The organism is Shewanella profunda, assembly GCF_023283765.1.
GTDB lineage: Bacteria > Pseudomonadota > Gammaproteobacteria > Enterobacterales > Shewanellaceae > Shewanella > Shewanella profunda.
In genome coordinates, this window is sequence record NZ_JAKILG010000052.1 from 1 (window position 1) to 12758 (window position 12758).

The 12758-nt window shown below is 48.5% G+C and carries 8 protein-coding genes; 2 read left to right on the forward strand and 6 right to left on the reverse strand.

Features of this window, described 5'->3' with window-relative positions; all coding sequences use genetic code 11:
- Positions 1 to 309: 309 nt before the first annotated feature.
- The 3 genes from L2744_RS18505 to L2744_RS18515 all read right to left on the reverse strand — a co-directional run bounded on the left by L2744_RS18505 (position 310) and on the right by L2744_RS18515 (position 4630).
- Positions 310 to 1398 carry a hypothetical protein gene (locus L2744_RS18505; protein WP_248993276.1) on the reverse strand — a complete coding sequence of 363 codons (1089 nt, stop codon included), beginning with the start codon at positions 1396 to 1398 and terminating at the stop codon, positions 310 to 312.
- A gap of 148 nt (positions 1399 to 1546) precedes the next feature.
- Positions 1547 to 2167 carry a hypothetical protein gene (locus L2744_RS18510; protein ID WP_248993277.1) on the reverse strand — a complete coding sequence of 207 codons (621 nt, stop codon included), beginning with the start codon at positions 2165 to 2167 and terminating at the stop codon, positions 1547 to 1549.
- 78 nt (positions 2168 to 2245) lie between these two features.
- A complete protein-coding gene (locus tag L2744_RS18515; RefSeq protein WP_248993278.1) occupies positions 2246 to 4630 on the reverse strand; it encodes a catalase in 2385 nt (794 codons plus the stop codon).
- A gap of 294 nt (positions 4631 to 4924) precedes the next feature.
- Here L2744_RS18515 and L2744_RS18520 point away from each other — a divergent pair, with 294 nt between their 5' ends.
- Positions 4925 to 5392, forward strand: coding sequence for an MgtC/SapB family protein (locus L2744_RS18520; RefSeq protein WP_248993279.1), 468 nt, complete (start codon positions 4925 to 4927; stop codon positions 5390 to 5392).
- A gap of 158 nt (positions 5393 to 5550) precedes the next feature.
- Here L2744_RS18520 and L2744_RS18525 read toward each other — a convergent pair whose 3' ends face one another.
- Together L2744_RS18525 and yjgA are read right to left on the reverse strand one after the other, a co-directional pair.
- Positions 5551 to 8061 (reverse strand): Ig-like domain-containing protein, encoded by a 2511-nt coding sequence (locus L2744_RS18525; RefSeq protein WP_248993280.1) that lies wholly within the window; start codon positions 8059 to 8061, stop codon positions 5551 to 5553.
- A gap of 29 nt (positions 8062 to 8090) precedes the next feature.
- Positions 8091 to 8627 carry a ribosome biogenesis factor YjgA gene (yjgA, locus tag L2744_RS18530; protein WP_248993281.1) on the reverse strand — a complete coding sequence of 179 codons (537 nt, stop codon included), beginning with the start codon at positions 8625 to 8627 and terminating at the stop codon, positions 8091 to 8093.
- A gap of 186 nt (positions 8628 to 8813) precedes the next feature.
- Here yjgA and pmbA point away from each other — a divergent pair, with 186 nt between their 5' ends.
- Entirely contained in the window at positions 8814 to 10157 is a 1344-nt protein-coding gene (pmbA, locus tag L2744_RS18535; RefSeq protein ID WP_248993282.1) for a metalloprotease PmbA, read from the forward strand.
- A gap of 224 nt (positions 10158 to 10381) precedes the next feature.
- Here pmbA and L2744_RS18540 read toward each other — a convergent pair whose 3' ends face one another.
- Positions 10382 to 12508 (reverse strand): TonB-dependent receptor, encoded by a 2127-nt coding sequence (locus L2744_RS18540; RefSeq protein WP_248993283.1) that lies wholly within the window; start codon positions 12506 to 12508, stop codon positions 10382 to 10384.
- Between the last annotated feature and the right edge of the window lie 250 nt (positions 12509 to 12758).

Here is a 12758-nt window from a genome sequence, read left to right on the forward strand (position 1 = left end):
ATTCATAGCGTGCGCCTAAAGTTGTTTTGTAGATCAGATCAACAACATCAGCGCGAGTTCAAAAAAATCCCCCGAATTTATCGGGGGATTTGTGTATAAGAGACAGGCATTGGCGGGTCTTTGTTTTAGATTAAGCCGATTCGATTAAAAAAACCTTTACCAGCTTGCACTCTGCGTACTGGTAAAGGGGAGTCGCGTGTTCTAAAAGATCAGCGCGATTAAGATAATGATCGGAATTGGGATCCCGATAAACCAAAGTAATATTGAACGCATAACAACCTCCTTTAAATTGAATAAACAGTGTGCGAATTAAGCATCGCGTTGACGGCCACCGAAAATAGCCATCACACTTGCGACAAATGCGCCCAACAATAGTGCTACAGCCATCCAAAGTGCAGCATAGGCTGATGCTTTACGTGCTTCATCTGCGGCTTGGCGAGCCGTAGTTTCCGCATTTTTCAGCGTGGTTTGTACTTTCTCAAATCCCTGTGACACACGCTGCTCTGCTTCCTGCTGAGTCAGATCGGTTCGTTGTGCAATGAGTTGACCTATATAACGTTCGTCCTCTTGCGGCAACGTACCTGTTTGCAGTGCCTGTGCGAGTATCCGTGAGACTTCACGGACTGGAATTGGCAAGATTTCAGGGGCTTGCTCGTTTGCCAATGCGTTTACTTGGGGTGCTGTAGCTTCAGTTTGGACGCTAGGCATTTGCTCATTGACCTGAGGTGTCATTCTTTCTGCTGGAATTTCTTGGGCCGGTTTGTTTACCTGCGGTGGTGTTCTTTCACGGGAGCTGTTAGTGTCACCACGGAACAGTGAATCAACAAAATAGCCGATGGAATGGTCACCCCTGCCAGAGCCAGTCTCACCTGCGGCTAGCGTTGCAGCCGAACCCACAGCGGTTCCTGCCACATTCCCTACCGCACCTGCCGCTTTGCCGACAACGTTAGCACTAGCACGGACGCCACTGCCAATGCTACCCACGACCGACGTCAGTACCACAACGGTTAGCAGTGATGCGACAGCCCATGTCAGAAAACCGTGAGCGGTATCGCGAAAGTACACTTCATCCGTATGTACATCTGTCCATTTGGTGCGCAGTCGTCCGGCTAGATAGCCGCCCATGCCTGACGCAGCGAGTTGAGTGAAACTCAGCCATGCGATTGCTGCAACACCAAAGGTTGCTGCACTGATGCCCTCCATACTCCACGGCGATATAGCAGAGAAACCCAGCCCAGTGCCGAGGAGCATTAATAACAGTGACAGCGCTGCGGCACCTGCCGCTCCTGCAAAGATGGCTGCCCATGAGACGGCGCTAGATCCGTATGGGGTGTTAATGATGTTTGCTGGAACGCGGCGATCTCTCATCGGTTCCATACCTAGGTTAACTTCTGACATGTGTCTCTCCATTTTGTATTTATAAATAAGGTAGTAAGGTTATCCACAGTGTTGGCATTGTTGTTGGAGCTGAAAAACAGTACGGTTATAACGGCACAGGCTTCCTTGTTGGTGTCACTCCGTTATTCGATGCCAACACGCATATCCATCAGTTTTTAGACTTCAGCATGTCATCACGAAGGTTTTCTGCCCGCGCTGCGCCAATGGCGGTTTCAACCTTTTTCACTTCCTCTGGAGGTGGTAGGACGGCAGGTAAACCAAGCGACTCGATCCATAATTCGCGCAGGAATCCCTTGGTGTGATAGAGGTGATGGTGCTCATCCTGCGCCACCAATTCGAATGCAGTTTTTAACGCCTTCGTTTCCTGGCCCTCTCCGTGCTCTGCCAGATGTCCAATCAATTCCCAGTTCTGGTGATCTTTGGTTTCTGCCAGAACGACACACTCGCCAGCGACCAGTTGTGCTGCAGCGGCGGTGTCTCCTGCCTTTGCCATTTGCATCGCTTTGACCAGCGAATCTCCAATATGAGCCGCGACTTTACGACCTGGTGTCATGGTGTCCGGATCCAGTCCTAGCTCACCAAAAACATCCATTAATACCTGCTCGTGGGTGCGAGTTTGCTCAAGGTACTCTTGCCATTCAGTTTTTAAATCCTTGTTCTGCGCGCATGAAAGTGCAGTTTCATAGATCTTTATGCCACCGCGTTCCGTCTCGATAGCCTGATACAACAACTCGTGCAGTTGTTTTTTGATATAGGGTTTCTTGTTCATTACGTTATCCTTTAGTGACATTGTTTAAACAGTGGTTGGTAGTGTGCGACAATCGTGCTGCTTAATATGGTTACAACTTCATTGGGTTATCGAATCGCGAGAGGGGTGGCGATGAGCTGCGACCGCATCAATAAATACCGGCACAATGTCAGCCGTATCGGCGCTGTCTGCCAGTAGGATCCCCTTATCTTCATCCATGCCTGATCCAACGCTGGCCATGTCCAGCAGTTCCCGTCCGTTACCCAAAGCAAGGATCGTTTTGCCGTGTAGGTACAACTCTTTTATAAATGGGATTGTGTTGCTATTGCCTGCAAGTGCCCGAACCGCATCGTTTCCATCGGGTAGGACCATGGCATCAAACAGCACAGCTGGAGAATTCTCCATCGATTTGTCCGCTTCTATTTTCTCGCCTGAAGCACCCACAAAGCTCCCTATTCGCGGCCCCACAAAATGAACGACAGCTCCAGCGTCTACTAACGCCGCATGAAGGCTGACCAAGGATGCATGGTGAACACCGTCCTCGATTAACACGGCAATCTGACGTGTACGGATACCGCATTCGCCCGGTAATGCCATCAGCGACAAGGCGGTAGAGACTGTTACTTCAGGTGACAGCGGCTCAGCGATGGCTTTGGGCATTGCATCGGGAACAGCCATACCTAGGCCTGCAGCAACTTCAGCGGCAAGTTCAGGGGAGACATTCACCAACGAGGACAGCATCCGATTGCGTATGGCAGGGACTGCGACTTTGCTGAGCTCGAAGCGAAATGCATCGACGATATGGGCTTTTTCGACAGCCGTTTGACTATTGAAAAACAAAGTTGCTTGTAGATAGTGCTCGGCGAATTTTTCCGGCTTGCCACGGATTTTGTCTTCGCTAATTCTCTCTGGAAACGACACAAATCCGCTGCTTCCAGCTTGAAATGGACAGCCACCCGCCAGTGAATTTGGCTCGTAGGCAACACGGCCACGATTGATCGCCTGACGATGAATGCCATCGCGTTGGTTATTTTGAACCGGGGCTAGTGGTGCATTGATCGGGATTTCGTGAAAATTCGCGCCGCCTAAACGGGTGATTTGAGTATCGACATAGGAGTGGATACGACCCGCAAGCAGTGGGTCATTAGAGAAGTCTATGCCCGGAATAACATGTGCGGTACAGAACGCAACCTGTTCGGTTTCGGCAAAGAAGTTATCAGGATTGCGATTGAGCACCATACGCCCAACAGGCAGTACTGGCACCAGTTCCTCTGGGATCAGCTTAGTTGAATCGAGTACATCGAAGCTGAAACCATCGGCCTGTTCCTCGCTAAAAATTTGTAACCCGAGCTCCCATTCCGGAAACTCGCCCGACTCTATGGCTTCCCATAAATCACGTCGGTGGAAATCAGGATCTGCGCCCGATATTTTCACCGCCTCATCCCACAGCAATGAATGCGTGCCTTGCAGCGGCTTCCAGTGGAATTTACAAAATACGGATTGCCCCTCTTCGTTTACTAAACGAAAGGTATGCACGCCAAAGCCTTGCATCATGCGATAACTGCGCGGTATAGCGCGGTCCGACATCACCCACATCAGCATATGGGTGGACTCTGGCATCAGTGAAACAAAGTCCCAGAAGGTATCATGGGCCGATGCTGCCTGAGGCATGCCGTGGTGTGGTTCAGGCTTAACTGCGTGCACTAGATCGGGGAACTTCATCGCATCCTGAATAAAGAATACTGGCATGTTATTTCCAACCAGATCCCAGTTGCCCTCGTCGGTATAAAACTTCACCGCAAAGCCGCGCACATCACGCGCCGTGTCTTTTGAACCACGCTCGCCAGCTACCGTAGAAAAACGTACGAACACAGGGGTGATTTTGCCTTGCTCGGCAAAAGGTGCTGCGCGAGTATATTTGCCCAGTGCATCATAGGCTTTGAAGTAGCCGTGAGCTCCTGAACCGCGAGCATGAACTATCCGTTCTGGGATACGTTCGTGATCAAAATGGGTAATTTTTTCCCGCAGGATGAAATCTTCAAGCAAGGATGGCCCACGTAATCCAGCTTTCAGGCTATTTTGATTATCGCCAATCCTAACCCCTTGATTGGTGGTCAAAGGCTGAGCGCTTGCATCGACACGAACCCGATTGAGCGAGTCGACCATAGGGTTAATCCCAGGTCGCACAGCGCTACCGGTTTTAGCCGTTTCGATATCCTCAGTTGCCGTGCTTGCCGTTAATGCAATAGAGGGCAACTCCACCGTCACACCGGGTACAGGTGCCATGGCGTTATCAAAGCCATAGTCGAACGCCTTATTAATGTTGTAGGGCATAGCCGCGACCAAGGTATCGCTATCGCTAGCTTGCTTTGCAACTATGTCATTCGTTTTAAGCACAGATTCCTGACCCTCTGTTGCGGCGACGGATGAGTCGTCTTTGCTTTGCACTCGTGATGACGGGTCTGGTTTTTTATTCATAGCCATAATTGTTCTCCGGTGAGGTGGGGAATGTTGACAATAGAGATACCGCTCAAACCGCCAACCTTTATCGATTCTTATTGAGTTGATGGGCTGTGTCTGTTCGATAGCGAACCATCCCCAGGACCGTATCTGCATCGCCATATGCCGTTTTTTTGTTCGGTTCGACAACGCACCGACACTGCGATTTGCATCCTTCAAACTGGTTGCGGAACGCCTGTTTTGTTGCAGCTAAAGGTCGATAAGCAGAGCTTGACTATGATTTTTCGATTCACTTTTAAACCCCTGTAAAAGAGGCCTATGAACCTAATACCTGATCTTGAGTTAAGTGTTGCCGCACTGCATGTACGCGACTTATTGTTTGCCTTTATTCTGGCCCTGCCGATCGGTTGGGACCGCGAAAAGCGTGAACGTACGGCGGGCTTGCGCACCTTTCCGCTGGTCGCAGTTGCCGCATGCGGATATATGCTGGTTGGTATTGAGGTACTGAGTTCAACGGATGCAGAAGCCCGTGTGATGGAAGGTATCATCACAGGGATAGGGTTTATTGGTGGCGGTGCCATTCTTAAAAATGCGGTGAAAGGTGAAGGCTTTGTTTCAGGTACTGCAACAGCTGCAAGTCTATGGTTAACGGGAGCTATCGGGATATCGGTCGCCACTGGCCGCCTCGAAATTGCGCTGGTGCTCAGCGCCATGACGTTCTTTACCTTAAGGCTGATGAGTCCAGCTAAAGCGATCGTGGGAGAACAAGAGGACAAACAAGGGTAACTGAGTGTTTATATAAGGCATTGGAAAGCAAGAGGAAAAACCAGAGGATACGTCTCTTTGTGTGTTTTATCTCGGTCCCAATGATAGGTAATCATTGGCATCTGGAGCTAAAAAAAGACCCGCATTGGCGGGTCTTTGTTTTACGGATACATTACCGACTATTGCAGCAATATATTGAACTTAAGCAAGGTTTCAACACCACTTGGTGTATTCACTGTTAGTACCACTTGGCTGCTAGCGGTTCCAGTATTCTTGAGGAAAAAGTCCGTCATACCAGCATTAGCATTATTCGTTTTAGGGACAGTATAGGTTGTTGATAGTAATTCCCCTTTATCCGCACCGATATTAAGCGTTGTGCTAGAGGGCATAATTTGATCGGCACTGTCGTAGAACTTTACGGTAAATTCGGATGTTTGCCCGGCAGGGATTGCCGTTAAAGACTCAAGATTGTTGAGAATATTCTGACCTAGGCGATCTTCATATACTTTGACATCATCTTGCCATAGGGAGAAATAGGCTTTTGAGCCTGACATTATCATCACAACCGCTTTGCGAACGTAAGTCTTATTAGCTTGGCCTGTACCACAGAGTGCGCCTTGACATTGAGGGCCGTTAAACTTTCCATCGGCACCTTTGTAGGTGCTGCTGGCGAGGTTATCGAAATAGCGTTCACCACTATCATAGGCAAAGTTTTCGTTATCATCGCGAAAGGCGGTTGGTAAATCGCTAAAGCCTGAGCTATGAAAGGTTTCAACATCAAAGCCGTTACCACTACAAGCCACAGGAACGCCATTTATCAAGCAAGCTGTTGCAATGGCTCCGCCGTCGGCTGTATCAAACTGGTTGTTGCCATTGGTATCAAAAAAGGTTTCGTGGCCTAAAGCGTAGGCTAATACTGTTATACGATGATCTTGAGGTCTTGGGGCGCTCGAGGTCCAAGTCACACTGCAGGCACCATTTTGGGTTAAGCAGCTTGGCTCTATTTGACCACCTTCACTAGTGAAGTTGACTGTTGTGTCATTGGGCGCAGGGTTGCCAAAGCTATCGGACAGCCTTGCTGTCACAGTGACTTTTTCACCATCAATATTACCTGCTTCAGGATTGGCATTACTCGTTGCTAAACTAAATCCAAGCTGTTGCGGCAAACCTGTATTGACTGTCAGTTGCTCCGATTGACTAGTAATGACTTCGTTAGTATCGGCATCAACGGCTGTGGCGACCACGCGCACTGGTGTGGGTACTGTGCCGGATAACACCCGCACACTGGCGATACCTTGGGAGTTAGTCAGACTTTCAGCATTGGCTGTGCCATTGGCAAAACTTAAACCGCCGACCACTGTATCTAAGGTAAAGCTGACCTTTTGCTGCGCTGCGGGTTGGCCGTTGGCACTGGTGACTTTAAAGCTAACTAAAGAGGACTCGCTTGCACCTGTACCGCCCGCACCTTTGATGCGAATTTGAGTGGGTTCTGCCGACTCAAAACTTAAGCTGGCAAGTGTTTGGCGTTGCAGAGTAAACGGAAAATTTGCCGTTAGCGTCTGATTACCGGCCACTGTAGTGGCAATGATTTGGTCGCTACGTTCACTGTTGCCACTGCAACTCGTGTCTTGGAAGGTTGAACTCGCATTACCTGATAAGGTGGTGACTGGCGTATCGAGTGTTGCACTATTACTGCTAGTGCAATCTGAGCTAAAGCTGATGGAAGAGGGAGTTTGCACTCGGGTAACAGTGCCGTCATTGGCCTCTAATACTAAACTCGCGCTTACCCCAAAGCTGCCGCCTGCGCTGATCTTATATGCGCCATTGGCATCGGCGGTCAAGGTGCTCGCCAATTTACCTTCGGTAAAGACAGTGCCATTGAATGAGCCGAGTTTTAGCGTCCCTTCTTGATTGACCGCATCTTTACTTAAGACTTCATACAGACTGCTGGTTTGCAGTGATTGACCTTGATATTCCACCGTTACCGTTAAGGCGTTTGCCCCTAATTCGGTATCGCTTGGCGTGTAGGTCACCTGCGCAATACCTTGGGTATTGGTCAGTGCACTGGCTGGATTTAGCGTGGCCGAACCTGCGGTAAAGGTCACTTTTGCATCGGTAATACCATTACTTTCGCTATCGAGCAATATGGCTTGCAGTTGAACTGATTCATCTACTTTAAATCGATTCACTAAGGCTGAACCACTTAAAATGCTGGCGCTGAGTTTAAAGGTTTCGGTCGTGTTGTCACCTGAGCTGATAAATTCGTAGTTGCGCGTGACGCTGAGTGCATCGGCATCGGTTGGGGTATAACTGGCGGTGACAGTTCCCGCTTCTTCCGTCAATGCGGCGTTGGAAATGATGACTTCAGCAATGCCATCTGCATTAGTGAGTTTCGTTGCGGGCGCAACAGTGCCTAGGGTCGCTGTGAAGCTAACGAGCTGCCCGCTGAGTTTACTTGAGCCCTTTTTCAAGGTCGCGACGGCACAAAAACTCGCATCGGAGGCAAAGCTTAAATTAGTGGTTGTATCGGTGCACTTGCCGTTGACTACAGTTTTATAGCCTAGCGTTAAGCTGTAGCTATCTGTTGTACCGTCAGTGTCGGTACCATCGGCGGCACCATTACAACCACTGAGCGCTAATGCGCCCAGTAATAGCCAAGAAAATACCGCTAACGTTTTGCTAAGTCGCATAAGCAACATCCTTGTGGGGCTGAAGTTAATTAGTCTTGGATTTCGCTGCGTAGATATTTAAACAGCTCTTTAGATGATTTTGAATCAGGGCCTTTGTCTAGCTCTTTAGTCGCCTGGCGAACTAAAGTGCGCAGTTTTTGCCGATCCAATTGCGGGTAATGCTCGACTAAGGTTTGGATTTCATCGTCACCTTGAGTCAATAAGCGTTCACGCATTTTTTCGAATATTTGCAGTTTTGCGGTTTCGTTATTGTTTTTATTCAACACGATAGCGAGTGAAGCCTTGATTGGCTCAATATCAAAATTACGCATCAATTTGCCGATATACTGCATATGGCGACGATACGCCTCAGTATTGACTTTGATTTTGCGTGTTTGCAGGATAGCGTCGTACAAAAATTCATCCAGCTCGATTTTATCTAGCTGAGTCTTGCTCAGTGAAACAAGCTCCATACCGACTTTTTGAACAGCCTCACTATCACGCTTGTCCGATGTTTTGCTGCTGACATAATCTTCATCAATGTCGTAGGGCTGTTTAAAATGCTCTGAATCACCAACAATCTTCATATAGATAAAACCTCAAGTAAATAACTCGCTAATAATAACATCTCCAGCCAAAAATCGCCTAGGTGAATGTGCTTATAGTGATGGTGATAAGTCTCATTTTGGTACTGATATGACGCTAATAAATAATGTGAATGGGTTTTGTGTTTGTTATGCTAGCGCAATTGCCGACAACGAAAGAGTAGCTTTGTGTCTTTGAACAGAATCGATAGTGAATTGGGCGCGCTGAAAGATGCAGTGGCCGTGGCGTTGGAATATGCCAACAAATTAGGAACCAATGCTGCCGAAGTGGCGATCAGTAAACAACAAGGATTGTCGGTTTCTACCCGTTTAAAAGAAGTCGAAACCGTTGAATTTAATAAAGATGGTGCCTTAGGGATTACGGTTTACCGCGATGGTTGCAAGGGCAGTTCATCGACATCGGATTTAAGTCCAGAGGCCATTGCCTTAGCGGTGAAAGCGGCCGACGATATCGCCCGTTATACTTCTCCTGATCCATTCAGTGGTCTTGCCGATAAAGCCTTGATGGCAACTCAGATCCGAGATCTGCAGCTGTATTATCCAGAAGATATTTCCCCCGAGGAGTTAGCCAAGCTCGCTATCCGCGCCGAAACTGCGGCACTCGATGCCGATCCTCGTATCAATAATTCCGATGGCGCCAGTGCCAATGCGCACACCGCGGTTAAAGTGTATGGCAACAGCCATGGCTTCTTAAATGGTTATTGCAGCTCACGTTATAGTTTGAGTTGCAGCGTGATCGGTGAAGATAGCGAAGGCAATATGCAACGGGATTACGATTACACTATCGCCCGTAAATTCAGCGAGATGCTTGCGCCAGAAACCGTAGGGTTAAAGACCGCCGAGAAGACGGTGAGCCGTTTAGGTGCACGCAAGATTGCCACGACACGTTTGCCGATTTTATTAGCCCCCGAGATTGCGACTGGCTTAATTGGTCACTTTATCGGTGCTATCAGTGGCGGCAGTTTATATCGCAAATCCAGCTTCTTATTGGATGCAATCCACACGCAAATCTTTCCCGATTGGTTCAATATTGAAGAGCAGCCCCATTTACAGGGGGCACTCGCGAGCGCCAATTACGACAGTGAAGGCGTGGCAACCCAAGATAGACGCATTATCGATCGCGGCATGTTAGAAACCTATTTGTTGACTAGCTACTCGGCGCGCAAATTAGGCTTACCGAACACCGGTCATGCGGGCGGTATCTACAATTGGACGCTCGGTCACACGGGCCAAACCTTCGACCAACTGGTCAAAGACATGGGCACTGGCTTGATTGTGACTGAAGTCATGGGCCAAGGCGTTAACATGGTGAACGGTGATTATTCCCGTGGTGCGGCGGGTTTCTATGTCGAAAACGGCGAGATCCAATATCCAGTGGAAGAGATCACTATTGCGGGTAACCTGAAGGACATGTTCCGTGGCGTACAAGCCGTGAGTAAGGATTTTGATCTGCGCTCATCGATTCGTACCGGTGGCATCTTATTATCTAAGATGAAAGTTGCGGGTAACTAATTCATAGTGTCACTCGTTCAGCCGTGCTGCATAGTGCGCTTAAGTCGTCTCAGTGCTTGAGTGCCAGTGGCATGCATGTGGTTTGAGTATAAAAAAGGGTAAGCGATTAATCATTTAATCTGCTTGCCCTTTTTGTTTAACTCGTCGATTAGAGCTGTTCGCCCTAAAAAGCCGTGTCGTTAAAAACCCATGTTGTTAAAAACAGTGCCTTTAAAAACTAGTCGTTAAAACGCATAGCTTGCGCTCAGTTCGAATGAGCGACCTGCACCTGCCACTTGGTTAAAACCATTACTGCTATCGGCCTTAAATTCGGCCACACTTACACCGCCTAATGGCAACTCATAATAGGTATCAAACAGGTTATTAACCGCGAAGGTGAGGGTCAGATCCTGCCATTTCATACTGCTGTTTAAATTAAGCAAGGAGTAGCTGTCGGTTTCATTTTCAAGGCGGCGGTCGTCGACGCGGTCTTTGGTCGCCACCCACTGCCATGCTAGGCTGTTTTCCCAATCTTTCCATTGGTGTTGCAGCGCCAGCTCGGTTTGTAACGGCTTGATTTGATATAAAGGTTCATCGCCTTCATCCCGCTCGCCACGGGTCACATTCACTTTGCCTAACACTTGCCATTTGCCACTGTTGGTTTCGGCAAATTGGTAGAGCGCATTAAACTTAGCGCCATAGAGATTGGCATCGAGGTTAGTGAATTTGAGGATATTACGTTTGCCATCGGGCGTGCTTGCACGGTTAAAGCCACCAATCACCTCAGCATCGATATAGTCAGTCACCGCTGTGTACCAAGTTGTGGTCGAGGCTTGCCAGCTATCACCGTTATATTTATAGGCTGCGCTCAAGGTATGGGCGGTTTCCGGCTTAAGATCGGGGTTACCTACATAACCATTTCCATCGCCATACCAACCTATCATAGTGGTCGCCATAGTGCCGCGACCCCAGCTGTAACGTTCATACAGATTCGGTGCGCGATTCTTGCGGGCTAGACCAAACTCAAGTTGTTGATTGGTTGATAATTGATAGCGGGCCAGTAAAGTGGCGTCAATCAGGTCATCATCACGCCTTCTGTCCATGGCATTAAAGGCTTTGGCTGCCTCAGCATCGACATTGGGCATGCCCATCATTGGCATATTGTTATAGGCTTGGACTTCACCCGTGTTAGTGGTGACATACTCAAAGCGAATCCCCGCCGATAACCACCACAAAGGGGTGAGATTTTGTTGCCATTCGCCATAAACGGCGGCGCGTTGACGTTCGCCATCGTTGATATTGATGTATTCATTAGGCGCCATCATAGTGCCTGGTACCGCAGGCCAAACATCGTCGAGTTGGTAGCTATAGTATTCTTGGCCGATCAGCAGAGTGCTGTCATTGCCCATTGGCAGGCGCCAGTGCAGTTGATAGCTATAGTCATCGCCCTCAGTATTCATCGGCATTTTGCCGGTTTTTTCAGGGGTGAAAAAGCCCATCTCGTGTTTCACGCCGTGCCAGTTTAACTGGGCACTGAACTCCCCATCATCTTCGAGTTTGAGCTGATAACGGGCGAGGGCGCCGTAGCTCTTGTTATCCGTCATATCCATGTATTGGTTAGGAAAACCTTGGAATGGAATATTCTGATGGGTCAGCTTGATGGCGACTTGTTGAGTCTCATCACGCCACGCGGCGGTCAGCGCATGGTTTTGTGCACGGTATAAGGTATCAATAACTTTATCGCCATTGCCATCTTTATAGCTGTTGGCATCTTCATAGGCACCTTGGTAGCTGAGGCTAACATTTTTACTGGCGACTTCAGCACTAGTGCCGAATAACAAGGTATCGCTCACGCTGCGATATCCAGCTGAAATATCGCCGCTATTCCACTTGATGGTTTCGCTCTCGCCAAATTGAGGGTTAAGACTGGTGATCTTAATGACCCCTGCAATATTGTCACCGCCTGCACTCACGGGGGATACGCCTGCAACCACTTCGGCCAGGGCTATTTGATTAGCAGAAACATAGGACAGCGGTGGATTCATATGGTTAGCGCAGGAGGAGGTTATATCTGCGCCATCAACAAGCACTTTAATACGATCGCCCATCATGCCATTGAGGATCGGTAGGGCCGATACGCCGCCCGCTTCCGAAAAATCGACGCCTTGTTCTTTAAGGATATTTTCTGCTGAACCTAAGATGTTACCGGGCACACTTTGCTGACCATGGACTTGGATGCGCTCAATATTAGTGATTTCGCTATCATCTGCCATTGCCTGTGGTATGGGGTTGACACCCAGCGCAATGGCAAGGGATGAATAGATTACTGAGATTTTAAAGGGGTGAGATAAATACGCCGAATTTGCAGCCATTTTATAGTATTCCATTCACTTGGATAATTGCGCTGCATTATAAAGATCATCCAAGTGCGGCAGGTGCGGCATATTGTCGCACACCTTATAAAATAAAGACTTAAGCGAAATTAAACCCACTCATTGCATAGATGTTGGTCTGGATCAGTTAACCAAAATAGTGGAAGTAAATTTGCTCTGTTTCCCCGCCCGAGTCCATTGCCGCCAGTGCTTTGGCAAATTCATAGGCTTTAGTGTTGGGTGATAGTAA

Bases quoted from the DNA above. Each gene is read 5' to 3' on its own strand.
- L2744_RS18505 (WP_248993276.1), bottom strand. From the start codon at position 1,398: ATGTCAGAAGTTAACCTAGGTATGGAACCGATGAGAGATCGCCGCGTT.
- L2744_RS18510 (WP_248993277.1), bottom strand. From the start codon at position 2,167: ATGAACAAGAAACCCTATATCAAAAAACAACTGCACGAGTTGTTGTAT.
- L2744_RS18515 (WP_248993278.1), bottom strand. From the start codon at position 4,630: ATGGCTATGAATAAAAAACCAGACCCGTCATCACGAGTGCAAAGCAAA.
- L2744_RS18520 (WP_248993279.1), top strand. From the start codon at position 4,925: ATGAACCTAATACCTGATCTTGAGTTAAGTGTTGCCGCACTGCATGTA.
- L2744_RS18525 (WP_248993280.1), bottom strand. From the start codon at position 8,061: ATGCGACTTAGCAAAACGTTAGCGGTATTTTCTTGGCTATTACTGGGC.
- yjgA (WP_248993281.1), bottom strand. From the start codon at position 8,627: ATGAAGATTGTTGGTGATTCAGAGCATTTTAAACAGCCCTACGACATT.
- L2744_RS18540 (WP_248993283.1), bottom strand. From the start codon at position 12,508: ATGGCTGCAAATTCGGCGTATTTATCTCACCCCTTTAAAATCTCAGTA.